This is a genomic window from Rhodovulum sp. DZ06, from assembly GCF_050586345.1.
Taxonomy (GTDB): Bacteria; Pseudomonadota; Alphaproteobacteria; order Rhodobacterales; family Rhodobacteraceae; genus JBOCEF01.
On sequence record NZ_JBOCEF010000005.1, the window covers coordinates 126,310 to 149,918 of the forward strand.

The following is a 23,609-nucleotide window of genomic DNA, read 5'->3' on the forward strand; positions in this document are numbered from 1 at the left end:
GGCCTGCGCCGACCCCGCCTCCCCTCGCCCCGCCCCGGCGGTCAGCCCGCCAGGGCGCCTTCCAGCAGCGCGTCGAAGGCCCGGCGCTCCGACTCCATCGACAGCTCGGCGCGGCGGGCGGCGAACCAGTCGCCCATCGCCTCGTCCGCGGCGCCGCCGCGTGGCGGAACCAGGTCCCGCGCCGCGGCCTCGTCGGCCAGCGCCGCCACAGCGTCATGCGCGGGCCGCGCCGCGGGTCCGAGCCCGTCCAGCGCCGCGACCACGGTCGCCACGCCGGCGGCCGCGTCGGCCCCGCGCCGCCCGGTTTCCCCGACATGCCGCTCGAGGCTCTCCAGCAGGTCGGCGGCGCTGCGGCAGGCCTGCTCCAGCTGGTCCGCCGCCGCCGAGGCGTCGGCGCCGATCAGCGCCGCGGCCATGGCGGCGGTCCGTTCCAGCGTCGTGGCGGCGGCGGCGGACTTGTCACGCACCCACGTCGTCAACTCCGCCATCTCGTTCGAGATCACCATCAGCGCGCGCCCGTCCGGCCCGGCCCGCGCGCAGCTGATCGCGGCGTTGACGCTCAGCGTCTGGATCCGGCGCTCGGCCCGGCGCAGGTGCGACAGGCGCCCGGAAATGCCCTGCACCGCCTGTTCCAGCCGCGCGTTGGCGTCGCCGAGCCGCGCGTATTCGGCGCGGCCCGCGGTCAGCCGGTCCTCGGCCCGGCGCAGCCCCTCGGCCATCGCGGCGGTGGCCCCGGCCTCGGACGGGGCGCCCTAGGCGGCCCGCGCGGCCTCGCCGGCCAGCGTGTCGCGCAGCACCGCCGCCGCGTCCCGCCAGTCCGCCCGGCGGTCCGCGAACTCGGCCGCGGCGACGGCGATCATGCCGTCGGCCAGCGCCTTGGCCGTCGCCATCGCGGCGGGGGGCAGGTCCTCCTCCTCGGCCCGGCGCAGCAGCCCGGCCATGTGGTCGAGGCGCTGCGAGACCGCGTCGCTGATCTGCAGCGCGCTCATCAGGTTGGAGAGGCCCTTCAGCGCCCGCTCGGCCGAGGTCTTGCGCGCGCCGTCACGGGCGCGGGCGTCCTCGGCATGGGCCCGCAGCCCCTCGAGCGCGCGGTCCAGCGCCGGGGCGACGGCGATCAGGCGCAGCGCGCCGAGCCGCCCGGCCAGGGCCTCGACCTCCTCCATCGCGGCGGCGAGCCCTGCGCGGGCTTCCTCGACCCGCGCGGCGGAGGCGGAGAGCTCGGCGGCGGCCTCGCTCATCTCCCGGGTGTAGATCGCGCGCAGGCGGGCCCCGAGCGGCAGCGGCGCGGCGGCCACGCGGGCGCCGAGGGCGACGATGTCGATGGTCCGGGCGACGCGGCGCAGCTCGGTCAGCGCATCGTCGGCGGTCTTGAGCGTGGCGCGCAGCGCGCGCCCGGCCCGCACCCCGTCGGCGCCGTGGGCGTCCATGGTCTCCGCCGCGGCGCGGATCTCGCCGATCGCGCCGGACAGGGCGGCGAGCGGGGTCTGCCGCGCCTCCTCGGACAGCGCGCGGAACGACTCCAGCGCGCCGCTGACGGCGATGGTGGCGTCCACCAGCGGCTCGGTCGCCGCGGCGTAGCCCTCGTCCACCAGCCGGCGGGCGGCGTCGATCGCCTCGGCCCGCGGGCCGGGGGGCATGGATGCGGGCCGCCCGGGCGCGGGCTGCGCTGACACGGCGCGTCCCCTCATCGCCCGGCGACCGCCCTGGCCCGGCCCGCCTCGGAGAGCAGCGCCCCGGCGATGCGGTCGAGCGGGATCGACCGCTGCGCGCCGCCGCGCTCCAGCGCCTCGCGCGGCATGCCGTAGACGACGCAGCTCGCCTCGTCCTGGGCCAGGGTGCGGGCCCCGCAGCGGTGCAGGTCCAGCATCCCCTCGGCCCCGTCGTCGCCCATGCCGGTCAGGATCGCGGCGCCCACGTTGGGCCCCGCGGCATAGGCGGCCGAGCGGAACAGCACGTCCACCGACGGGCGGTGGCGCGAGATCGGCGGTCCGTCGAACACCGCGACGCGGTAGGCGCGGTCATAGCGGCGCAGGGCCATGTGCAGCGCCCCGGGGGCGAGCAGCGCGAGGCCGGGCGCCAGCGTGTCGCCGTCGCGCGCCTCGCGCACCGTCATCGCGGAGATGGCGTCGAGCCGCCGCGCGAAGGTGGCGGTGAAATGCTCGGGCATGTGCTGGACGATGACCATGCCGGGCGCGTCGGCGGGCATCCCGCGCAGCAGCACCTGCAGCGCGTCGGTGCCGCCGGTCGAGGCGCCGATGCACAGCACCGGCGGCGTCGGCGGGATGCGCGCGACATGACCGGCGAGCTTGCCGTCCGGGATCGTCGGGATGATGCGCTCCACCCGCAGCTTCGGCTCGGGCGGGGCGTGCTGCGCCGGGCCGCGCCGCTCGGCCCCGCTGCGCCGTTCCGCACCGCCGAGCCGCGCGCAGGCCGCCCCGACCAGGGCCTGGCGGATCGCCGCGCCCTGTTCCTCGAGGCTGCGGGTCCCGCCCGCCTGCGGCTTGGCGATGGCGTCCACCGCCCCGGCCTCCAGCGCCTCGATCAACGGGACCGACCCCTCGGCCGCGAGGCTCGAGCAGATCACCACCGGGGTGGGGCGCTGGGCCATCAGCTTGCGCAGGAAGGTGACGCCGTCCATGCGCGGCGGCTCGAGATCCAGCAGGATCACGTCCGGCGCCTCGCGCCGCATCCGGTCGGCCGCGACATAGGGATCGGCCGCGGTGGCCATCACCTCGAGCCGCCGGTCAGCTTCCACGATCCGCGTCAGCGCCTGCCGCATGGAGGCGCTGTCATCGACGATCAGCACCCGGATCGGCCCGGCTCCCCGCGTCGGCGCGTTCATGCCGCCCCCTCCGTCCTGTGCTTGCGAAAGGATGCGGGCGCGATGGTTTCGACCGCGTTTACGGGCCGACATAGGGTTCGGCATGGCCCAGCAGCAGGCAGCCGCCGGGGCGCAGGTGGCGCAGCAGCCGGCCGATCACGCGGCCCTGCGTCTCGCGGTCGAAATAGATCAGCACGTTGCGCAGGAAGATCACGTCGACGTCGTCGTCCACCGGGTAGCGGTCGTCCATCAGGTTGATGCGCGCGAAGGACACGCGGCGGCGCAGCTCGGCCGCGATGCGCACCTGCCCGGCCATGTCGCCGCTGCGGCCGCGGCGCAGCCAGCGGTTCGCGGTCAGGGGGGCGACGGGCGCGGTCTCCTGGCTCGGGTAGATGCCCTGCGCGGCGCGGCGCAGCGCCTGTTCCGAGATGTCGGTGCCGAGGATCGCGAAGTCGAACTCCTGCGCGCCGTCCTGCTTCAGGTCGCCCAGGGTCATTGCGATGGACCACGGCTCGGCGCCGGTGGAGCAGGCCGCGCTCCAGACCTTCAGCCGCCGGGCGCGCCCGCGCAGAAGCTCGGGCACGATGCGGGTGCGCAGCAGCTCGAAATGCGCCGGCTCGCGCATGAAATCGGTCTTGTTGGTGGTGACGGCGTCGATCAGCCGCCGCCACTCGGACCCGCCGCGCCCCGAGGACAGCACCCCCGCGCACCAGGAGGACAGCGAGGTCGCCCCCGCGTCGCGGGCGCAGCGGCGCAGCCGTCCCTCCAGCATCACCCGCTTGGAGGGGGGCAGCTGGATCCCCGTCTCCTGCTGCGCCAGCGCGGAGACGCGCGCGAAATCCTCGGGCGAAAGCCGGTCGTCGTGAAGCATCGTCATCTCTGGAAGACCCGGGTTGAACGCGGTCGCGGCAATGGGGCGGCCGTCAGCGCCCGGAGGCGCCGAAGGTCGCGATTTCGCGGCCGAGCAGGCGGTCGGCGTCGAGCACGGCGACGAAGGCGCCGTCGCGGCGGCCGATCCCGGCCACCGCGTCCATCCGCGGGCCGTCGCCGCGGGGCCGCTCCAGCGCGCCGCGGTCGAGGGCGGCGACCTCGTAGACCCGGTCGGTCTTGAGCCCGGCCACCCGCCCGTCGGACAGGCTGAGGACCAGGATCCGGGTGTCGTGGTCATCCATCCCGCAGCCGAGGCCGAGCAGCGCGCGCAGGTCGGCCACGGGGACCGAGCGGCCGCGCACGTCGATCATCCCCAGCATGGCCGAGGCGTTGCGCGGCAGGCGGGCGACGGGGCGCAGGTCGAGGATCTCCTGCACCCGCTCGACCGGGACGGCGTAGGTGTCGCCGTCCACGCCGAGGGTGACGAACTGCCCGTCATCGCGGATCCCGTCATCGCGGGGGCCGTCCTCGCCGGACCCGTCATCCGGGCCCGGACCGGCCGGCGCCGCGCCGCCGTTCCCGCGCCGCGCACCGGGCGCGTCGAGGGAGAGGTCGAACCCGCTCATGCCGCGCGGCCCTTGCCCGAGGCGGCGCGCTCGAACTGGGCGTCGAGCTCATCCTCGCCGTCGCCGAGATCCAGCGCGAAGCCGCCGCGGCTGGGGGCGGCATGGGCCGCGTTGGCCGCACGGGAAGCGGCCTTGCGGACCGGGCCGCGGGCGGCGGCGGCGCGGGGGCGCGGCGCGGCGCGCCGGGTCTCCTGGCCGCCGGCGACGCGGAAGAAGCCGATCGCGGATTGCAGCTGCTCGGCCTGGCTGGCCAGCTGCTCGGCGGTGGCCGACATCTCCTCCGCCGCGGCGGTGTTCTGCTGGGTCACCTTGTCGAGCTGCTGGACGGCGGTGTTCACCTGGCCCGCGCCCATGGTCTGCTCGCGCGTCGCGGCCGAGATGTCTTCGACCAGCTCCGAGGTGCGCAGGATGTCCGGCACCAGCTGGCCCAGCATCTCCCCGGCCGCCTCGGCGGCGCCGACGGTGTCCGCCGACAGGCCCGAGATCTCGGCCGCCGCGCTCTGGCTGCGCTCGGCCAGCTTGCGGACCTCGGAGGCGACGACCGCGAAGCCGCGCCCGTGCTCGCCCGCCCGGGCCGCCTCGACCGCGGCGTTGAGCGCCAGAAGGTCGGTCTGGCGCGCGATCTCCTGCACCACCAGGATCTTCTCGGCGATGGTCTTCATCGCCTCGACCGCGCGGCCCACGGCCTCGCCGGAATCGCGGGCATGGTCGGCCGACTTGCGCGCGATCTCCTCGGTGCGGGCGGCGTTGTCGGCGGTCTGCTTGATGGTGCTCGCCATCTCCTCCATCGACGAGGACGCTTCCTCGGAGGAGCTCGCCTGCTCGGCCGCGCCCTGGCTCACCTGCTCGGCGGTCGAGGACATCTCCTCGGAGCCGGAGGCGACGTTGCGGGCGGCCGAGGTCACCTCGCCGACCACCTCGCGCAGGCGGGCGGTCATGCGGTTCATCGAGTGGATGACGTCGGAAATCTCGTCGTCGCCGTGGATCCGCGCCTCGGCCGACAGGTCGCCCGCGGCCACGGCGTCGGTCAGCTCCAGCGCGCCGCGCAGCGCGCGGGAGATGGACATGACGATCCAGAAGGCCGCCGCGGCGCCGATGACGGCGGAGCCGAGGAGCACGGAGATCAGGATCATGCGGCTCTGCTCATACCCCTCGTCGGCGCTGACCGCGGCCTCTTTCATCAGGGTTTTCTGGCGGGCCGAGAATTCGTCGAGCGAGCCGAGCATCCCGAGCCAGGCGCGCTTGCCTTCCTCGTTCAGCTTCACCTTCGCCTCGGCCGCGCGGCCGTCCTTGGAAAACTCGAGCACCTCGACATTGATCCGGCCCAGCTCCTCCCAGTAGCGGCGCATCTCGGACAGGGCGCGCTGGCCCTCCTCGGTGGTCAGGCGCAGGGCCTCGGCATAGGCGGCCTCGACGTCGCGCAGCGCCTGGTCATAGGCGGCCTCGTAGGTGCGCCGGTCTGCGACGGTGTCGGCCAGGATGTGGCCGCGCAGGTCGCGCTGGGCGCGCAGCTGCTTGATCTGCATCTCGGCCGCGACCTCCATCAGGTAGGCGTCGCGTTCGACCACCCGGGTCATGGCGGCGTTGAGGTCGCCGAGCCGCGAGATCGCGAGGAACATGCCCGACCCGGCGAGCAGGATGACGAGGCCGAAGGCGAGGCCGAGCTTGGCCTTGAGCGTGAAGCGCATGGGAGGAAGTCCTTCAGGAATGTTGCGCCGCGCCCTGCACGCCGCCATGGGCGGAGGACGCGAAGATGTTCTCGAGATGCGGCAGGACCACGAAGGCGCCCTCGTGCCGCCCGATGCCGCGCACGCAATGCGGCGGCCAGCGGGATCCGACGTCGGGCGGCGGGTCGACCCGGGCGTCGTCGATCACCGCGACGTCCAGCACCTTGTCGGCGAGGAGCCCGACGCTCAGGTCCTCGGACCCGACCCGCAGGTCGAGCACGACGATCCGCGCGTCTGGGCCCGCCGGGCGCCGCTCCATGCGGAAGGGCACGCGGAAATCCACCAGCGGGGCGACCGCGCCGCGCACGTTGATCAGCCCCTCGCAGAACGGGTCGGCGGTGGGCACGCGGGTGACCCCGGCGGGGTCGATGATCTCGCGCACCCGCATGGCGTCGATGGCGAAGAGCTGGTCGCCGATCAGCATCGTGACCACCTGCGCGCCCGTCGGCTCGTCGCCGCCGGGCCGGGTTTCGGTCGTGCCGGTCATGCCGCTTCCTCCGCCGGGCCGGATCGCCGCGGCGGCTCGGGCGCCTCGAGCGTGCGCCCGAGTTCGATCAGCTGCAGCATGTCGAGGATCAGGGCGACGGAGCCGTCGCCGAGGATGGTGGCGCCCGAGAACAGGCGCAGGCGCGCGTGCAGCGGCGAGAGCTGCTTGATCACCGTCTGGCTGGCGCCCAGCACCTGGTCGACGGCGAGGCCGACCCGGCGGTCGCCCGACCGGATCACCACCGCCTTCTGCCACAGGTCCGGCGGGGCCGAGACCGAGAACAGCTCGCGCAGCCGCAGGAACGGCGCCAGCGCGCCGCGGATGTTGAGGAAATCGGCCCCGTCGCCGCCGCCCCGCGCCTCGTGCGGAAGCGCGACGCATTCCTCGACCGCGGCGAGGGGGATCACGTAGCGTTCGCCGCCCACGCCCACCAGCAGCCCGTCGATGATCGCCAGCTTCAGCGGCAGGCGCAGGGTGACCGAGGTCCCGCGCCAGGGGCCCGAGTCGACGTCGATGGCGCCGCGCAGCCCCTCGATGGTGCGCTTGACCACGTCCATGCCGACGCCGCGGCCGGAAAGCGAGGTGACCTGCTGGGCGGTGGAGAAGCCGGGCTCGAAGATCATCCGGTGCAGCGCCGCCTCGGGCAGCTCCGCGCCGGGGTCGATCAGCCCCGCGGCCTCGGCCTTGGCGCGGATGCGGGCGGGGTCGAGCCCGGCGCCGTCGTCGCTGATGCGGATCATCACCTCGGCGCCGACATATTCGGCCGACAGGCGGATGGTCCCGGTTTCGGGCTTGCCCGCCGCGGCGCGCGCCTCGGGGGCTTCGACGCCATGGTCGGCGGCGTTGCGGATCAGGTGGACCAGCGGGTCGGCGAGCCGCTCGATCATGGTCTTGTCGAGCTCGGTCTCGCCGCCCGACATCTCCAGCGCGATGGGCTTGCCGAGGGTGTCGGACAGGTCGTGCACCAGGCGGCGGAAGCGGCCGAACAGGGACCCGATGGGCACCATGCGGATGCCCATGGTGGAATCGCGCAGGCCCGCGGCGAGGCGCTCGATCTCCTCGGCCACGGCCTTGAGGGCGGGGTCCGAGGACCGCTCGGCGATCCGGTTGAGGCGGGCCTGGGCGATCACCAGCTCGCCCATCTGGTCCATCATCTCGTCCAGCCGCTCGGCCGGAACGCGGACCGTGCCGCCGCCGACCTCGGCCGGGGCGCTTTCGGCCGCCGCGCGGCGGGGCGGGGCGGCGGCGGGCGCGGCGGGGATTGCGGGGGCGCCGTCCCGAGCCCGCGCGGGCGTGTCCATCGGCGCGTCGGCGTCGGCGGCGTCGGGGGCGGGGCGGGCCGGGGCCAGCTCCAGCGTCATGCCTTCCTCGACGAACATGAAGACGTCGCGCACCCGCGCCTCGTCGATCCCGGGGGGCAGCAGCATCTCCCAGCCGGTGACGCAGGCGTCGGGGTCGAGGGCGGGCAGCGTCGGGATCCCCGACAGGTCGGCCCGGATGTCGGTGGCGCCGAGCTCGCGCAGCTCGTCGAGCAGCAGCAGCGGGTCGCAGCCATTGACCAGGCTGTCGGGCGCGAGGCGGAAGCGCAGGCGCAGCGGGCCGGGCGCGTCCGGGGCGCCCGGCGCGGTCCCGCCCGGCGCGGCCGCGGCGTCTTCGCCGCCCGCCGGGGCCGCGTCGGTCCCCAGGGCGGCGCGCAGGTGGGCGAGGATCCGCGCGCCCTCCGCCTCGGCCGCGCCGTCTTCGGGGGCCGCGCCCGCGCCCTCGGCCACCAGCGTGGCGGCGAGGTCGCGCGCCTCGAGCGACACGGCGACCAGCGCCTCGGTCACCTGCGCGGCGCCGGTCCGCACCTGGTCGAAGGCGGTCTCGAAATCATGGATGAAGGCTGCGAGCCGGGTGTAGCCGAACATCGCGCCGGAGCCCTTGAAGGTGTGCAGCGCGCGGAAGGCGGCGTTCGCCAGGTCCATGTCGCCGGGCCGCTCGCGCAGGTCCAGAAGCGCCTGCTCCAGCGCCTCCAGCAGCTCCGCCGCTTCCTCGAGGAAGATCGCCTCGGCGTCGTCCGACGCCATCAGCCGAGCACCTTGCGCATCACGTCCAGCAGCTTGCCCTGGTCGAAGGGCTTGGCCAGCCAGCCGGTGGCGCCCGCGGCCCGCGCCTCGCGCTTCAGCGCGTCGTCGGTCTCGGTGGTCAGGACCACCACGGGCACGCCCTTGGAGCCGGGGGCGGCGCGGTAATGGCGGATGAACTCCATCCCGCCCATCACCGGCATGTTGAGGTCGGTCAGCACCGCGTTCACGGGGCGGCCCTGCGCGGCCTTCAGCCCCTCGCGCCCGTCGGCGGCGAGGATGACGTCATAGCCGGCGGCCCCCGAGGGTCGCGCGGATCATGTTTCGAAGCGACGCGGAATCGTCGATGGCGAGGACCGTGCGTCCCTTGCGCGATCTCCTTCGGTCTGAAATTCAGTCGAGCGGCGCGAGGCCGCGCCAGGTTTCGTCGGTGATGACGGGCGTCTCGTCGGCGGCGGTGAAGCCGGCGCGGTCGAGCGCGGCGGCCACCGCGCCCCCCGCGGGGGCCGAGACGGACAGGCCGGCGCCGCGGGCCCGCGCCTCGTGCATGGCCGCGACGATCACCTGGAGCGGCCCGAGGCCGACCGAGGGGCAGTCGTCGAGGTCGAGATGGATCCGCGCGCCGGGCAGGGAGAGATGGGCGCCCAGCTCCTCGGCCAACGGGGCGCAGGCGGCGAGGTCGAGATGGCCGCTCCGTCGGATCTGCAAGTCGCTTTCGGCGGGCATCGCCCCCCTCCCGTCCAGTCGGTCGCGACGGGGGCAATCTGCGCCGCACTGTTTTAGGAAGGCTGACCCACGGCGCATTGAATTGCGCGAAATTTCAAGGGACAGCGCGCAAGTCGTTGAAAGCACGGGCGCCGCGCTGCGACAAACTGTGCGCGGGGGCTTGCCGGGGGCCTGCCGGGGGGGCGGCGAAGGGGCGGGCGGGGGCGCCCCGAACGCAGGACGGCCGGGGCAGGAGCCCCGGCCGCCCGGCCGCCCGTCATGCGCCGCCCCCTGCGCCGGGGCGGCCTGCAGCCTTGCGCCTGCTCAGAGGGGCGGCATGTCCCCCTCGGCCCGCCGCGCGTGGAAGGCGGCGACGAAATCGTCCAGCGTCCCGGCGGCGATGGCGTCCCGCAGGCCCTGCATCAGCTCCTGGTAGTAATGCAGGTTGTGCCAGGTCAGCAGCATCGAGGCGATGATCTCCTGCGCCTTGTTGACGTGGTGCAGGTAGGCGCGCGACCAGCCGGTGCAGGTGGGGCAGCTGCATTCGGGATCGAGCGGGCGCGGGTCGTCCGCGTGCCGCGCGTTGCGGATGTTGACCGCGCCCATCCGGGTCAGCGCCTGCCCGGTGCGCCCCGAGCGGCTGGGCAGCACGCAGTCGAACATGTCCACCCCTCGCTGCACCGCGCCGACGATGTCGTCGGGCTTGCCCACGCCCATCAGGTAACGCGGCTTGTCCTCGGGCAGCAGGCCGGGGGCGTAGTCGAGGACCTTGAACATCTCCTCCTGCCCCTCGCCCACCGCCAGCCCGCCGATGGCGTAGCCGTCGAAGCCGATCTTGCGCAGCGCCTCCGAGCTTTCGCCGCGCAGGTCTTCAAAGGTGCTGCCCTGCTGGATGCCGAACAGGGCGTGGCCCGGCCGGTCGCCGAACGCGTCGCGCGACCGCTGCGCCCAGCGCATCGACAGGCGCATCGAGGTCGCCGCCACGTCCTTCTCCGCCGGGTAGGGCGTGCATTCGTCGAAGCACATCACGATGTCGGAGCCGAGGAGCTTCTGGATCTCCATCGACCGCTCGGGCGAGAGCATGTGCTTGGAGCCGTCGATATGGGATTTGAAGGACACGCCTTCCTCGGTCAGCTTGCGCAGGTCGGCGAGGGACATGACCTGGAAGCCGCCGGAATCGGTCAGGATCGGCCGCTCCCAGCCCATGAACGTGTGCAGGCCGCCGAGGCGGGCGATCCGCTCGGCCGTCGGACGCAGCATCAGGTGATAGGTGTTGCCCAGCAGGATGTCGGCCCCGGTGGCGCGCACGCTTTCGGGCAGCATCGCCTTGACGGTGGCGGCGGTGCCGACCGGCATGAAGGCGGGGGTGCGGATCTCGCCCCGCGGGGTGTCGATGCGGCCGGTGCGGGCGCGGCCCTGTTTGGCGTGCACCTCGAAGCTGAAGCGGGACATGGCGGTTCCTTCCATCGGCGGTCGGATCAGGGCGTAAGCCGCGCCGGGGCCGGTGTCAAAGCCGCCGCGTCGCGGCAGGCGGGGCCGACTGCGCTGGACGCGGGGCCCCATGCTTTCTATATGTCAGGCAAATCCGACCCCAACTATCAGGAATCCCGCCATGGACGGAAGCCACACCGACGGACCTGCCGAGGGCGAGGCGATGCTGGGCCCGTTCTCGGACGATCACCCGCTGTTCAACAGCGTGGTCGAGGCGATCCGCACGGTCCACGACCCCGAGATCCCGGTGAACATCTATGATCTCGGGCTGATCTACCGGATCGAGATCAACGCCGACTCGGATGTCGACGTGGACATGACCCTGACCGCCCCCGGCTGCCCGGTGGCGGGGGAGATGCCCGGCTGGATCGTCGATGCGGTCGAGCCGATCCCCGGCGTGCGCACGGTCAACGTCAACCTGGTGTGGGAGCCGCCCTGGGGCATGGACATGCTCTCGGACGAGGCGAAGCTGGAGCTGGGCTTCATCTGACGGCGCGCCGCGCCCGACCTGACACGCGGCGCGCCCCCCCGGGGCGCGCCGTCTGCGTTTCAGAGCAGCCCCGCCAGCGCCGCCCCCTGTCCCAGCGCCGCGGCGCCGAGGACCACGAGGGCCGGGGGCAGCTTCCACATCCCCATCGCCGCGCCCGAGGCCAGCGCCAGCGCGAACCCCGCCGGGGTCGCGCCCGCGGTCACCAGCACCGGGTCCCAGAAGGCGGCGAGCAGCAGGCCCACGACGGCGGCATTGATCCCGGCCAGCGCGTGGCGGGCGGGGGCGCGGGTGCGGATCCCCTCCCAGAACGGCGCGGCGCCGACCAGCAGCAGGAAGCCGGGCGCGAAGATGGCCAGCGTGGCGATGACCGCCCCCGAGGCGCCCGAGACCGCCGCGCCAAGGTGGCTCGCGATGGTGAAGAGCGGCCCCGGGACCGCCTGCGCCGCGCCGTAGCCTGCAAGGAAGGTCTCGGCGGGCACGAGGCCGGTCTCCACCACCTCGGCCTGCAGCAGCGGGAGCACCACGTGCCCGCCGCCGAAGACTAACGCGCCCGCGCGGGCGATGCCGTCCGCCAGCGCCCAGCCTTCCCCGAGCCCCGCCAGCAGCGGCAGCCCCAGCAGCAGCGCCGCGAATCCCGCCAGCGCCGCGGTCCCGGCGGCGCGGGACACCGGCAGCAGCCGCCCGTCCCCGCCCGCCGCCGCGCCCTGGCGCAGCGCGAGGCCCGCCGCGGCCCCCAGCGCCACGGCGCCGAGCTGTCCCCACACCCCCGGGGCCAGCGCCGCGACGCAGGCGGCCGCCAGCGCCAGCGTCCGCCGCGCCCGGTCCGGCGCCAGCCCCTGCGCCATGCCCCAGAGCGCCGCCGCCACCGCGCCCGCCGCCGCCGCCTTCAGCCCCACCAGCCACCCGGCCCCCGGATCCGCCGCCCCGGCCACCGCCGCGCCGAACAGCGCCAGCGCCAGCGCCGAGGGCAGGGTGAACCCCAGGAACGCCGCCGCCGCCCCGCGCCATCCCCCGCGCATCAGCCCCAGCGCGAAGCCGACCTGAGAGGAGGCCGGGCCGGGCAGCACCTGGCACAGGGCCACCAGTTCCGCGTAACGCGCCTCGGACAGCCAGCCGCGGCGGGCGACGAATTCCTCCCGGAAAAAGCCGATATGCGCGACCGGGCCGCCGAAGGCCGTCAGCCCGAGGCGCAGGAAGGCGAGGAAAATGGCGACGAAACCCTCGCGGCCCGTCCCGGTTCCGCCCGTCCCTGCGCTGTCAGTCCCTGCGCCGCCCGTTCCTGCGCCGTCCATCCCTGCGCCCCGCTGCATCGCCGATCCCCCGTCCCGCGGGGCGCCTCGGCCCCGTCGCCCCCGTCATCCCGCGCCGCCCGGCGCCCGTCCAGCGACGGTTTCGTGACGCCCCGCGGCCCCGGGGCCGCTTGAACATGGCGCCGCGGAGTCATATTTTGCACCGCAAGCACCCCTTCCGCCATGACAGGAGCCGAGCCCATGTTCGGGATCCCCGGCAAATCGCCCGTGACCCTCACCCCCGCCGCCGCCGCGCGCATCGCCAGGCTGATGCAGAAAGACGCGGGCGACGTGAAGGGCCTGCGCATCGGCGTCAAGAAAGGCGGCTGCGCGGGCATGGAATACACCATGGAGGAAGCGACCGAGATCGCCCCCCATGACGAGGTGATCGAACAGGACGGCGCAAGGGTGATGATCGCCCCGATGGCGCAGATGTTCCTGTTCGGGACCGAGATCGACTACAAGGTCTCGCTGCTCGAATCCGGGTTCGTGTTCAACAACCCCAATGTCGTCGACGCCTGCGGTTGCGGCGAATCGGTCAAGTTCGCCGAGAACGGCTGAGCGACAGCCCCGGCGGCGGCGTGCCGCCCGTCCCCATCATCCGCAGCAGGTCGAGCATCGCGTCGGCCTCCTGCGCCAGCGCGTCGTCGCGCCCGCGCGCGAGCCTGCGCACCTCCTCGGCCGCCGCGCGCGCAAGGGGAACCTGCGCGTGCTCGCCCCCCTCGGTCGCCAGCCGCATCCGCCCCTTCGCCTCGCACCAGCGCGCGCGCATCCGCTGCGCCTCGCGCCCCGGCGCGGCCTGCGCTTCGGCCGCCGCGGCGCAGTGCCAGGCCGACAGCGGCAGCGACGAGACGTCGGCGATCCCGTCCAGACCCCGCGACAGGTCCGCCTTCACCCCGTAGGCGCGCCCCAGCTGGTAGCGCAGCTGCGGGCGCATGGCGGCGAGCTGCGGGTCCTTCGGGTCCGCGACCTCGAGCGCGCGGTTCAGCGCCGCCAGCGCCTTGGCCAGCAGCGCCGCGTCCCGCTCCTCGATCGCGCGGGCCGAGACGGCGACGCCGCGGATCTGCAGCGCCTGGATCAGCAGCAGCGGGCTCAGCGCCTCGGCCCGGGTCATCGCCGCGGCGGTCAGCGCCTCGGCCTCGCGCAGCGTCGCGCGGCCGGGGGAGGCGCCGGCCTCCTGCAACATGGTCCGGGCGAGGGCGACGTCGCGCACCGCCTGCCCGTCGGGGGCGAGGTCGGCTTTCGGCACGGCGGCCAGCGCCAGGCGCGCCTCGGCCAGCGCGGCGGGGGAGCGCGCGCGGGCCGCGCGCTCGGAGAGCATCAGCGCGCGGGTGAGGCGGGTGTTGGCCAGTTCCTGCCGCGCGAAGGGGGTTCCGGCGGCGGCGAAGGCGGCCTCGGCCCGTCTCAGCATCTCCTCCTGCTCCGCCTCGCGTTCGGCGCTCCAGTCGCGCAGCTGCACCCCGGCGAGGGCGCTGACGGCGACCCGCCAGGCGCCGCCCCGGTCGACCGGCGCGGCGGCGGCGCCCGCCACGCGCCCTGCGGCGGCGATCAGCGCGGCGCGGGCGGCTTCCTCCTGCGCGCGGTCCAGCAGGGCGACGGCGGCGTAGCGGCGCAGGGCGCTGCGCAGCCCCAGCGCGGCCGTGATCGCGGGACCGTTCCCGGCCCAGGGCAGTCCGCCCCGCGGGTCCGCCGCGCGGTAGCCGTCGGGGATCGCCGCCATCTCCCGCTCGGCCGCGCGCATCGCGGCGTCGGCGGCGCGCAGCGCGTCCCCGTCGCGCCGGGCCAGCGCGCTGTCGAAATCGAGCTGCGCGGCGGAATGGGCGGCGAAGGCGATCTCGGGGCGGTTCAGCGCCGGGCTCATCGCGGCGGCGCGGGCGCGCAGCCTTGCGGCCAGCGCGTCGTTGCGCGCCGGGTCCCCGGTGGCGTCGGGCGAGAGCGGGTGGGTCCGCAGCCTCGGCAGCACCCCTTCGGGCGCGGCGCGGGGGGCGTCGGGAGCGGCTTCGGCGACCGGCGCCGCGGGGGCGGCGGCCCCGCCCGCGACGGTCTGCGGCCCGCAGCCCGACAGCGCGAGGGCGCCGAGGCAGAGCGCGGCCGGAATTCGAAACAGTCTCACGCGGCGCGTCCCGTCTTCGGTTCAGGTCCAGGGCGCCGAGCAAAGCATGTCCGCCGCCGCCGCGCCATCCGGGGGCGCTTGATTTCACGCATTCACGCGCCATTTGACTTCCCCGTGACGACCGCGCGCATCCCGCGCCGCGGCCATGCCCAAGGCCCCGGAGGCCCGATCTGATGAAGACCCTTTCCGCCCTCGCCGCCCTCGGCGCCCTGACCGCTCTCGGCGCCTGCTCCACCGCGCCCGATCCGAACAGCTTCGGCGGCCGGTTGCAGTCCGAAGGCGGCGAGCTGGCCGAGATCGGCGCGAAATGGTCCGAGGGCGACGAGATGATCGCCGAGGGCCGCGAGATGATCGAGGATGGCGACGACCTGGTGGCCGACGGCAAGAAGCGCGTCTCGCGCGGCGAGAAGATGCAGGACCGCGGCGAGGAGATGGTCGCCCGCGGCGAGAAGATGAAGGCCGAGGCCGAGGCCGCCTACCGCATCAAGTCCGCCGGCGGCGTCGCCGCGGACTGATCCAGGGCGCGTCCCCGGACGGGATCGCCCGTGCGGGGCGCGTCCGGGCGCCTCCGGGCGCGGGCGGCGACGCAAGCGAAGCCGGCATCGACAGGGGGCCGCGCGCCGGGAAGGCGCGCGGCCCCTTCGCATTTCCCCCGTCCCCGGGTCCCTTCGCATTCGCCACGCCCGCGGCGCCGCGCGCCATTTGTCCCCGCGCGCTGGGCTGATAAGCCTCTCCCCGGCCCGAAAAACACCCGAGGAGACGCCCATGACCCGCCGCAAGCTCGCCGCAGGCAACTGGAAGATGAACGGCCTCAAGGCCGCCCTGGCCGAGGCGAAGACCCTGGCCGCCGAGCACCCGGCCCCGAACTGCGACGTGCTGCTCTGCCCCCCCGCGACCCTGGTCGCCGCCATGGCCGCGGCGCTTGAAGGGACCGCGGTGAAGACCGGCGGGCAGGACTGCCACGCGGCCGCCTCGGGCGCGCATACCGGCGACGTCTCGGCCGAGATGCTGGCCGATGCCGGCGCCGCGGCCGTCATCGTCGGCCATTCCGAGCGCCGCGCCGACCATGGCGAGGACGACGCCGCCGTCGCCGCCAAGGCCATGGCCGCCTGGCGCGCGGGCCTCGTGGCCGTGATCTGCGTGGGCGAGACCGAGGCCCAGCGCGACGCGGGCGAGACGCTGACCGTGATCGGCGACCAGATCGCCGGCTCGATCCCGCCGGGCGCCACCGCCGAGAACACCGTGGTGGCCTATGAGCCGGTCTGGGCGATCGGCGCCGGCCGCACCCCGACCCTGCCGCAGATCGCCGAGGTCCATGACTTCATGCGCGACGAGCTGGTGAAGAAGATGGCCGAGGCCGCGGAGGGCGTGCGCCTGCTCTATGGCGGTTCGGTCAAGCCGGGCAACGCGGCCGAGATCTTCGCGGTCTCGAACGTCGATGGCGGCCTTGTCGGCGGCGCCTCCTTGAAGGCGGCCGATTTCGGCGGCATCGTCGCGGCCGCCGGCGCCTGAGCCGCCGCAGCCTGCACGGACGACAGGGGCGGCGTCCGGCCGGGCGCCGCCCCTTCGCGTCGCGGCCTCGCCGCCCTTCCGTCCCCGGACCCGCCGCATGACCGCTGCAAGCCCCGATGCCGATCGCCGCGACGACCTTGTCGGCGCCGCCTGGATGACCGCCGCCATGGCGGGCTTCGCGGTCGAGGACGCGTTGCTGAAGGCCGCCGCGGCCACGCTGCCGGTGGCGCAGGTGATGCTGCTGTTCGGGCTGTTCGGCGGGGCCGCGTTCCTGGTCGTGCTGATCCGCCGGGGCCTGCCGCCGGCGCCGCCCGAGGTCGCCTCGCGCCCCATGCTGCTGCGCTTCGGGGCCGAGCTGGCGGGGCGGCTGTTCTACACCCTGGCGCTGGCGCTGATCCCGCTCTCGACCGTCACCGCGATCCTGCAGGCGACGCCGCTGGTGGTGGTGGCGGGCGCGGCCTGGCTGTTCCGCGAGCGGGTCGGCCCGCGGCGCTGGGCGGCGATCGGCGCGGGGCTGGTCGGGGTGCTTCTGATCCTGCGGCCGGGGGGCGAGAGCTTCTCGGCCGCGACGCTGATCGCCGTCGCGGGGATGCTGGGCTTCGCGGGCCGGGACCTGGCCAGCCGCGCCGCGCCGCGCAGCCTGCACTGGGCGCACCTTGGGTTCTGGGGCTTCGCGACCATCATGGCCGCGGGCGCGGTCTACGGCCTGGCGTGGGAGCGGGCGGCGCCGGTCCTCCCGCCCCTCGCCGATCTCGCGCGCATCGGCGGCGCCGCGGCGGCGGGGGTTTTCGCCTATGCGGCGCTGATGACCGCGATGCGCACCGGCGCCGTCGCCGCGGTCACGCCCTTTCGCTACACGCGGCTGCTGTTCGGCATCGGCCTCGGGGCGCTGCTGTTCGCCGAGAGGCCCGACCCGCTGATGCTGCTGGGCTGCGCGGTGGTGGTCGCCTCGGGCCTGCTGGCGCTGTCGCCGCGGCGGCGCTGAAGGCGCGGCGGGGGGCGCATACCGGCCTGCCGCTTGACCTGCCTCATTCCCTCCTTCGCGGCGATGCAGCATGATCTCTCAAGCGGGCGGCGCAGCGCCCGCGCAGGCACAGGGACCGCCCGATGAAACTCTCGAACAAGACCTGGGACGAGCTGGAAATCGGCCAGCGCGCCAGCCTCAACCGCACCGCGACGCTCGAGGACTTCTACGTCTTCGCCAACGCGAGCGGGAACATGAACCCGCTGCACTTGCCCAAGCATGACGGCGATGGCGACGGCGACCCCGAGGCGATCGCGCCCGCGATGTGGGTCGGCTCGCTCGTCTCCTCGGTGCTGGGCAACCTGCTGCCGGGGCCGGGGACGGTGTATCTCGGGCAGCAGCTGCACTTTCATAACCGCGTCCATGCGGGGGATCCGCTGACCATTTCCGTGGAGGTGGTGGAGAAGCGGGACGGCGGCGAGGTGCTGCTCGACACCTGCGTCGAGATCGCGGGCGGGGTGAAGGTCGCCTCGGGCGTGGCCGAGGTGCGCGCGCCCACGAAGAAGCTGGTCTTCGACGATGTCGAGGCCCCGCACCTGATGCTGGAGCGCCACAAGCATTTCGACGCGCTGCTGGAGCGCGCGGGCGGCGGCGCGCCGATGCCGGTGGCGGTGGCGGCGCCCGAGAAGGGCGACGCGCTGGCCGGGCCGGTGATCGCGGCGAAGGCGGGGCTGATCCGCCCGATCCTCGTGGGCGACCCGGACGCCATCGCCGCCGCGGCGAAGGCGGAGGGGCTGGACATCTCGGGGATGGAGATCGTCCCCGCCCCGCATCACCCCGAGGCGGCCGAGGCCGCGGTGGACCTGGTGCGCGAGGGGCGCGCGCAGGCGCTGATGAAGGGGCACCTGCACACTGACGACCTGATGCATGCCGTCCTGCGCAAGGAGAATGGCCTGCGAGCGGGGCGGCGCCTCTCCCACGTCTTCGTCATGGACGTGCCGGGGCGGGAGAAGCTGCTGTTCGTCACCGATGCGGCGATCAACATCGCCCCCGACCTGGCGACCAAGAAGGACATCGTGCAGAACGCCATCGACCTCGCCCTCGCGCTGGGGATCGAGGAGCCGAAGGTGGGCCTTCTGTCGGCGGTCGAGACGGTGACGCCCTCGATCCCCTCGACGCTGGACGCGGCGATCCTGTCGAAGATGGCGGATCGCGGCCAGATCACCGGCGGGCTGGTGGACGGGCCGCTGGCGATGGACAACGCGGTGGATCTCGGGGCCGCGAAGACCAAGGGCATCGCCGGGTCGGTGGCGGGCCGGGCCGACATCCTGGTGGCGCCGAACATGGAGGCCGGGAACATGGTGGCGAAGGAGCTGACCTTCCTCGCCCGCGCGGAAGCCGGGGGGATCGTGGTCGGCGCGGCCTGTCCGATCATCCTCACCAGCCGGGCGGATGACGAGAAGGCGCGGCTGGCGAGCTGCGCGGTCGCGGTGCTGATGGCCCGCGGGACGAAGTGAAGCGAGGGGGAAGGAGGGGCCTCGCCGGCCCCTCCTTCCCCCTCGCGCTCGTCGACGCAGTGCGTCGACCCACCCCGCCGCCGGGCGCCCGGCGGCGGGCGTTGCGCGTCAGTCGGGATAGGCCCCGCCGCGGGGCACTTTCACGTAGCGCGGCTCGGGGTTCGGATCGATGAACCGCTGGCGGCCGGTCTCCGAGGTGATCACCTTGCGCACCCCCCAGGTCACCACCGGGTGCAGGTTGACCTGCTCGAGCATCGCCATCATCGCCGCGTTGGAGAACTCGAAATCCCCCTTGCGCGGGCGCGCGCGGTCCTTGCGGGTGCTCACGTCCTGCCAGGCGATGGACAGGTAGTCGTGCAGGATCGCGGCCTCGAGATGCGGGCCCACCCGGCCGAGGATCGGCTTGGTGAACCAGCGCGAGGTGGCGAGGTCGGTCAGCATCCCCGCCGGGGCCGTCACCGTCCATTCCCGCCCGTCCACGTCGAAGGTCACCGAGAAGTCGTGGGCCAGGACGTATTCCGTCTCCCGGTCCTCGTCCGGGCGCAGCCGCAGGCGGGGGCGGGCGATCATCAGGTCGCTGTCCTGGCGCAGGAACTTCACCGACTTGAAGCGGGGCGGGTACGGGTCCGCCATGTAGGGGTGATGCGGGCTCCAGTCCGGTTTCGGAGTCAGCGGCGCCGGCGCCTCGACGCGCCGGGGCGCGCTGAGGGGGCTGGGCCGCGTGGGAAGGATGCCGCGCCCGCGCGAAAGCGAGGCGAGGCGGAATCGTCCCGATCCGTCTCCGCTGTTCGAGGTCATGCCCCGTCCTTGATGCCGCGCGGCCGTCTGGGGGGGACGCTGTCGCGCCGAGGTGGCAATACCCTCGCCGCTGCGCGCCGGACCGCGTATCCCGCAGCAGAATGCGACACGTTTCCCGAGCGCATCACCCAACTTGGGGATGGTCGTGATGTTTTTGCCGCGGCAGGGCGAGCTTACGCAACGGCGCACGCGACCGCAGGGCGATTGTTCGCATCCGGCGGCCGCGTTAACCATGTTTCAGCCGCCCCGGAGCCTCCCGCGAGGGGGGGCGGCGGCCTTGGGGGCGCTATGGCCGCGGCGTCGGGCGGGGGCGCGGCGGGGGTGATTCTCGGGTCCCGCCGCCCCCTGCCGCCGGGCCGCCGCCGCCGGATCGCCGCCACCTGCCGCGCCCACCGCTCCCCCACCGCTCCCCCGCCGCTCTCCCGTCGCGCGCCGGCCCCCTGCGGCGCCGCGCGTCTGGACCGGGCGGGCGCGGAGGGGTAGAAGGCGCGAAAGGGTTTGCGCGCCTGCCGCGCGCGGGCCGAGTCTCCGCCGCCCCGACCCGGGCGCGCGCCGGGGGCCGGGCCGCGGATCGGGGCGGCGCCACGCGCCCCCCGCCGGGGGGCCGCCCCGGCCCCGGGCGGCGGGGCGACAGGCTGGAACTTCTGGCGGAGACGCGGACGTGATCGAATTCCTGAAACGCTACCTGACCTGGTGGAACGGCGCGACCGTGGGCACCCGGCTGTTCACCTCCCGGCACGGGACCAAGGTCGGCGAAGACGCCGAGGGCAACGTGTACTACCGCAACCATGACGGCTCGCGCCGCTGGGTGATGTATAACGGCGTGGTCGAGGCCTCGCGCATCCCCGCCGACTGGCATGGCTGGCTGCACTTCACCTGGGACGAGCCGCCGACCGACAAGCCGCTGCCGCACAAGTCCTGGGAAAAGCCCCACGTGGCCAACCTGACCGGCGTCGACGGCGCGTACCACCCGCCGGGCTCGCTCGCCACCGCCTCGGCCCGCCCGCGGGTCTCGGGCGATTACGAGGCCTGGCAGCCCGAGTGACGTCCCCGCCCCGCGGCCCCTTCCCGGGCGCGGCAGGCGCGGCGAGACGGCCCCGAGCGGCGCGTCCCCGGACCCCCGGGGGCGCGCCGTCGCGTATCGGGGATGGCGGCGCCGGGGGCGCGGGGGCCGCGGCGCGGGGCCGGGCCGCCCCCCGCGCGCACATCCCGGTGCGCCGGCCTTGAAGCGCGGCCGCCCCGGCGCATACCCTAGGGGGACGCGGGGCGCGCGGCGCCGCCGGGGGCCTTCCCCGGGCGGGACGCTTCGCCGGGGCGTTTCGCCGGGGCGCGACGCTCCTGCGGGGCGGGACGCTTCCCCGGGGCGCGACGCTCCTGCAGGCCGGGACGCCGCCCCGAGGCGTGGCCCCCGCGCCGCCCCTCCCGGATTTCGTCGCGGCGCGGCCTTGCCCGCGCCCCGGTTCGGGGTCCATATCCTGACCCAGGCGCCCTTCGCGCGAAGGGCGGCGCAGATCACAGAACGGAATTGCAAGCGATGGCGAACAATGCGGCGGAAGCGCTGATCGGCGCGGCGGTCCTGGCGGCGGCGGGGGGCTTCCTGGTGTATGCCGCGCGCACCGCCGATCTCGGCGTCTCCTCGGGCGACCGGTACGAGCTGACGGCCGCCTTCCGCAAGGCCGAGGGGCTGACCGTGGGCGGCGACGTGCGCATCGCGGGGGTGAAGGTCGGGACCATCCGCGACATGACCCTCGACGCCGCCACCTATCGCGCCGTCGCCACCCTTTCCATCGACAGCAAGGTGCAACTCCCCGAGGACAGCGACGCCGCCATCGCGGTCGAGGGGCTGCTGGGCGGCGCCTATGTCGCCGTCACCCCCGGCGGGTCCGAGTTCATGCTCGAGCCGGGGGACGAGATCGCCTACACCCAAGGCTCGGTGAACCTGCTGGACCTGGTGGGCAAGGCCATCTCCGGGGGGGCGGGCGGATGAGCGCGCCCGACACGACCGGCAAACCCGATCACTGGAACGCCGACCGCTACGAGGCGAATGTACGCTTCGTCTCCGATCTCGGCATGCCGGTGGTGGAGTTGCTGGCCCCGAAGCCGGGCGAGCGGATCCTCGACCTGGGCTGCGGCGACGGCCCGCTGACCCGCGTTCTGGCCGAGGCCGGGGCCGAGGTGGTCGGCGTCGACGCGTCCCCGGACATGATCGCCGCGGCGAAGGCCATGGGCCTCGACGCCCACGTGGTCGACGGGCACGACCTCGCCGCCTGGGCGGCGGAGCAGGCGCCGTTCGACGCCGTGTTCTCCAACGCCGCGCTCCACTGGATGACCCGCCCCGCGGACGTCTTCGCGGGCGTGGCGAAGGCGCTGAAGCCCGGGGGCCGCTTCGTGGCCGAGCAGGGCGGGCATGGCAATGTCGCCGCCGTCGCCGTGGCCCTGCAGGCGGCGATGGAGAAGCGCGGCGCGTCCTACGACCTGCGGTCGATCTGGTCCTTCCCGACGCCGGAGGAGCAGCGCGCGCGCCTGGTGGATGCGGGCTTCGACGTGCGCTCGATGGAGCTGATCCCCCGCCCGACGCCGGTCCCGGCGGGGCTGGCGGGCTGGCTCGACACCTTCGCGCCGCCGATCCTCGCGGCGCTGCCGGAAGGCGAACGCGCGGCGGCCAGGGCCGATGCGGTGCGCCTCTGCGCGCCCTCCTTGCAGGACCTCGCGGGGAACTGGTCGGTGGATTACGTGCGGCTGCGGTTCTCGGCCGTGCTGGGCGCGCCTGCATGATGCGCGCGGGGCTCGTTCTTCTCGCGCTGCTGGCGGCGGCGCCGGCGGCCGAGGCGCAGATCGTGCGCGACCTGACCCAGCCGCGGCAGGACCAGGTCCCGCGCGGCGGCGCGGCGGGCGGCGGGCTCGAGCAGTTCGACCCGGACGCCGAACCCGCCCCGGCCCCGGGCGAGGCGCGCAGCCTGTTCCGCCTTGCGCCCCCGCCGCCCGAGGGGATGGAGGCGGCGCCCAACACCTGGACCGACCCCACCTACACCCGCCCCGAATCGCACACCGTGGCCGGGGTCTCGGCCCGGCTGCGGCTCCTCGACAAGATGAGCGGCGACGTGGAGAGTTTCGACGTGCCCGTGGGCGAGGTGGTGGAGCGCGCGCGGCTGCGCATCGAGCTCGCCGCCTGCCGCGCGCAGCCGCCCGAGCTGCCGCCGGACGCCTATGCCTGGCTGCGGATCACCGACATGCGCGAGGACGCCCCGCGCTTCGACGGGTGGATGGTGGCCTCGGCGCCGTCGCTCTCGGCGCTCGATCACCAGCGTTACGACGTCTGGGTGCTCAGCTGCAGCACCCGCTCGGCCGGGGCCCCCTCGGACAACGCGAAGAAATCCGCCTCGCGCTGAAGCGCGTCCTCGAGCTGCTGGTGATAATCGGCGCGGTCGATCTCGGTCGCGCCGAACCGCCCCAGGTGCCCGGTGACGAACTGGGTGTCGAGCAGGGTGTAGCCCCCGTGGCGCAGGCGCGCCACCAGCCAGACCAGCGCGATCTTCGAGGCGTCGGGACGGCGGGAGAACATGCTTTCCCCGAACCAGGCCGAGCCGAGCGAGACGCCGTAGAGCCCCCCAGCCAGCACCCCGTCCATCCACACCTCGATCGACTGCGCACGCCCGGCGGCGTTGAGGTCGGTGTAGAGCTGCGCGATCTCGGGGTTGATCCAGGTCTCCTCCCGCCCCGCGCAGCCGTCGAGCACGCCCTTGAAGTCGCGGTTGCAGGTGACGAAGAAGCCGCCCTTGCGGATGCGCTTCTTCAGCGATTTCGGAACGTGGAAGGCGTCGAGCGGCAGGACCCCGCGCCGCTTCGGGTCGACCCAGAAGATGTCCTCGGCATCCGCGGACTGCGCCATCGGGAACACCCCGGCGGCATAGGCCCGCAAGAGCAGGGTCGGCGTGATGCGGAAGTCGAGCGATTCGGACATGGCCCCTCTGGTCGGCCCCGGCAGGAGGGGGGCGATTAAAAGGGTAGTGCGGGCCGGGGCGTCTTGGAAGGGCGTCAGGGACGCATGGGCCCTTGCGGGACTGGGGGGGGGGGGGGGGGGGGGGGGGGGGGGGGGGGGGGGGGGGGGGGGGGGGGGGGGGGGGGGGGGGGGGGGG

24 protein-coding genes and 1 pseudogene are annotated in these 23,609 nt (G+C 74.6%); 10 read left to right on the plus strand and 15 right to left on the minus strand.

All coding sequences use genetic code 11. From position 1 onward, the window contains the following. Positions 1-41: 41 nt before the first annotated feature. The 11 genes and pseudogenes from ACQ5SO_RS04135 to tgt all read right to left on the minus strand — a co-directional run bounded on the left by ACQ5SO_RS04135 (position 42) and on the right by tgt (position 10,751). Positions 42-719: a hypothetical protein gene (locus ACQ5SO_RS04135; RefSeq protein ID WP_430940312.1), complete on the minus strand. Its 678-nt coding sequence runs from the start codon at positions 717-719 to the stop codon at positions 42-44. A 33-nt stretch (positions 720-752) separates the two neighbouring features. Then, positions 753-1,673 carry a hypothetical protein gene (locus ACQ5SO_RS04140; protein ID WP_430940313.1) on the minus strand — a complete coding sequence of 307 codons (921 nt, stop codon included), beginning with the start codon at positions 1,671-1,673 and terminating at the stop codon, positions 753-755. Positions 1,674-1,684: 11 nt separating this feature from the next. Beyond that, complete coding sequence (locus ACQ5SO_RS04145; protein ID WP_430940314.1) at positions 1,685-2,842, minus strand: protein-glutamate methylesterase/protein-glutamine glutaminase; 1,158 nt, start codon at positions 2,840-2,842, stop codon at positions 1,685-1,687. A 58-nt stretch (positions 2,843-2,900) separates the two neighbouring features. Continuing rightward, positions 2,901-3,692, minus strand: a complete 792-nt coding sequence (locus ACQ5SO_RS04150; RefSeq protein ID WP_430940315.1) for a CheR family methyltransferase — start codon at positions 3,690-3,692, stop codon at positions 2,901-2,903. 52 nt (positions 3,693-3,744) lie between these two features. Further along, positions 3,745-4,317 (minus strand): chemotaxis protein CheW, encoded by a 573-nt coding sequence (locus ACQ5SO_RS04155; RefSeq protein WP_430940316.1) that lies wholly within the window; start codon positions 4,315-4,317, stop codon positions 3,745-3,747. After that, entirely contained in the window at positions 4,314-6,005 is a 1,692-nt protein-coding gene (locus tag ACQ5SO_RS04160) for a methyl-accepting chemotaxis protein (protein ID WP_430940317.1), read from the minus strand. The genes ACQ5SO_RS04155 and ACQ5SO_RS04160 overlap by 4 nt, the downstream gene beginning before the upstream one ends. 13 nt (positions 6,006-6,018) lie before the next feature. After that, positions 6,019-6,531, minus strand: a complete 513-nt coding sequence (locus tag ACQ5SO_RS04165; protein ID WP_430940318.1) for a chemotaxis protein CheW — start codon at positions 6,529-6,531, stop codon at positions 6,019-6,021. Further along, positions 6,528-8,597, minus strand: coding sequence for a chemotaxis protein CheA (locus tag ACQ5SO_RS04170; RefSeq protein WP_430940319.1), 2,070 nt, complete (start codon positions 8,595-8,597; stop codon positions 6,528-6,530). Before ACQ5SO_RS04170 ends, ACQ5SO_RS04165 begins: the two co-directional genes overlap by 4 nt. Continuing rightward, positions 8,597-8,915: pseudogene (locus ACQ5SO_RS04175) on the minus strand (response regulator). Before ACQ5SO_RS04175 ends, ACQ5SO_RS04170 begins: the two are co-directional and overlap by 1 nt. A 72-nt stretch (positions 8,916-8,987) precedes the next feature. Then, positions 8,988-9,320 (minus strand): STAS domain-containing protein, encoded by a 333-nt coding sequence (locus ACQ5SO_RS04180; protein ID WP_430940320.1) that lies wholly within the window; start codon positions 9,318-9,320, stop codon positions 8,988-8,990. 303 nt (positions 9,321-9,623) lie between these two features. After that, positions 9,624-10,751 (minus strand): tRNA guanosine(34) transglycosylase Tgt, encoded by a 1,128-nt coding sequence (tgt, locus tag ACQ5SO_RS04185; RefSeq protein WP_430940321.1) that lies wholly within the window; start codon positions 10,749-10,751, stop codon positions 9,624-9,626. Positions 10,752-10,911: 160 nt separating this feature from the next. On the opposite strand from tgt, the gene ACQ5SO_RS04190 reads away from it, so the two are divergent. Next, a complete protein-coding gene (locus ACQ5SO_RS04190; RefSeq protein WP_430940322.1) occupies positions 10,912-11,280 on the plus strand; it encodes an SUF system Fe-S cluster assembly protein in 369 nt (122 codons plus the stop codon). A 59-nt stretch (positions 11,281-11,339) separates the two neighbouring features. On the opposite strand, the gene chrA is transcribed toward ACQ5SO_RS04190, so the two are convergent. Continuing rightward, positions 11,340-12,572: a chromate efflux transporter gene (chrA, locus tag ACQ5SO_RS04195; protein ID WP_430940323.1), complete on the minus strand. Its 1,233-nt coding sequence runs from the start codon at positions 12,570-12,572 to the stop codon at positions 11,340-11,342. A gap of 198 nt (positions 12,573-12,770) precedes the next feature. On the opposite strand from chrA, the gene ACQ5SO_RS04200 reads away from it, so the two are divergent. Then, positions 12,771-13,130 (plus strand): HesB/IscA family protein, encoded by a 360-nt coding sequence (locus tag ACQ5SO_RS04200; protein WP_430940324.1) that lies wholly within the window; start codon positions 12,771-12,773, stop codon positions 13,128-13,130. On the opposite strand, the gene ACQ5SO_RS04205 is transcribed toward ACQ5SO_RS04200, so the two are convergent. Then, on the minus strand, positions 13,108-14,682 hold the full coding sequence (locus ACQ5SO_RS04205; protein WP_430940325.1) for a hypothetical protein: 1,575 nt from the start codon (positions 14,680-14,682) through the stop codon (positions 13,108-13,110). The genes ACQ5SO_RS04200 and ACQ5SO_RS04205 overlap by 23 nt on opposite strands. Before the next feature lie 173 nt (positions 14,683-14,855). Here ACQ5SO_RS04205 and ACQ5SO_RS04210 point away from each other — a divergent pair, with 173 nt between their 5' ends. The 4 genes from ACQ5SO_RS04210 to ACQ5SO_RS04225 all read left to right on the plus strand — a co-directional run bounded on the left by ACQ5SO_RS04210 (position 14,856) and on the right by ACQ5SO_RS04225 (position 18,675). Beyond that, positions 14,856-15,197 (plus strand): hypothetical protein, encoded by a 342-nt coding sequence (locus tag ACQ5SO_RS04210; protein ID WP_430940326.1) that lies wholly within the window; start codon positions 14,856-14,858, stop codon positions 15,195-15,197. A gap of 250 nt (positions 15,198-15,447) precedes the next feature. Beyond that, on the plus strand, positions 15,448-16,194 hold the full coding sequence (gene tpiA / locus ACQ5SO_RS04215) for a triose-phosphate isomerase (protein WP_430940327.1): 747 nt from the start codon (positions 15,448-15,450) through the stop codon (positions 16,192-16,194). Positions 16,195-16,291: 97 nt separating this feature from the next. After that, positions 16,292-17,179 carry a DMT family transporter gene (locus ACQ5SO_RS04220; protein ID WP_430940328.1) on the plus strand — a complete coding sequence of 296 codons (888 nt, stop codon included), beginning with the start codon at positions 16,292-16,294 and terminating at the stop codon, positions 17,177-17,179. Positions 17,180-17,301: 122 nt separating this feature from the next. Continuing rightward, positions 17,302-18,675, plus strand: a complete 1,374-nt coding sequence (locus tag ACQ5SO_RS04225; protein WP_430940329.1) for a bifunctional enoyl-CoA hydratase/phosphate acetyltransferase — start codon at positions 17,302-17,304, stop codon at positions 18,673-18,675. A gap of 108 nt (positions 18,676-18,783) precedes the next feature. Here ACQ5SO_RS04225 and ACQ5SO_RS04230 read toward each other — a convergent pair whose 3' ends face one another. Continuing rightward, on the minus strand, positions 18,784-19,308 hold the full coding sequence (locus tag ACQ5SO_RS04230) for a DUF1353 domain-containing protein (protein ID WP_430940330.1): 525 nt from the start codon (positions 19,306-19,308) through the stop codon (positions 18,784-18,786). A gap of 829 nt (positions 19,309-20,137) precedes the next feature. On the opposite strand from ACQ5SO_RS04230, the gene ACQ5SO_RS04235 reads away from it, so the two are divergent. From ACQ5SO_RS04235 to ACQ5SO_RS04250, 4 genes are all read left to right on the plus strand, one after another. Further along, a complete protein-coding gene (locus ACQ5SO_RS04235) occupies positions 20,138-20,518 on the plus strand; it encodes an NADH:ubiquinone oxidoreductase subunit NDUFA12 (RefSeq protein WP_430940339.1) in 381 nt (126 codons plus the stop codon). Positions 20,519-21,007: 489 nt separating this feature from the next. Further along, complete coding sequence (mlaD, locus tag ACQ5SO_RS04240; protein ID WP_430940331.1) at positions 21,008-21,460, plus strand: outer membrane lipid asymmetry maintenance protein MlaD; 453 nt, start codon at positions 21,008-21,010, stop codon at positions 21,458-21,460. After that, positions 21,457-22,248 (plus strand): class I SAM-dependent methyltransferase, encoded by a 792-nt coding sequence (locus ACQ5SO_RS04245; RefSeq protein WP_430940332.1) that lies wholly within the window; start codon positions 21,457-21,459, stop codon positions 22,246-22,248. The genes mlaD and ACQ5SO_RS04245 overlap by 4 nt, the downstream gene beginning before the upstream one ends. After that, positions 22,245-22,862, plus strand: coding sequence for a DUF2155 domain-containing protein (locus ACQ5SO_RS04250; protein WP_430940333.1), 618 nt, complete (start codon positions 22,245-22,247; stop codon positions 22,860-22,862). Before ACQ5SO_RS04245 ends, ACQ5SO_RS04250 begins: the two co-directional genes overlap by 4 nt. On the opposite strand, the gene aat is transcribed toward ACQ5SO_RS04250, so the two are convergent. Then, positions 22,781-23,434, minus strand: a complete 654-nt coding sequence (gene aat / locus ACQ5SO_RS04255) for a leucyl/phenylalanyl-tRNA--protein transferase (protein ID WP_430940334.1) — start codon at positions 23,432-23,434, stop codon at positions 22,781-22,783. The genes ACQ5SO_RS04250 and aat overlap by 82 nt on opposite strands. Positions 23,435-23,609 lie beyond the last annotated feature (175 nt).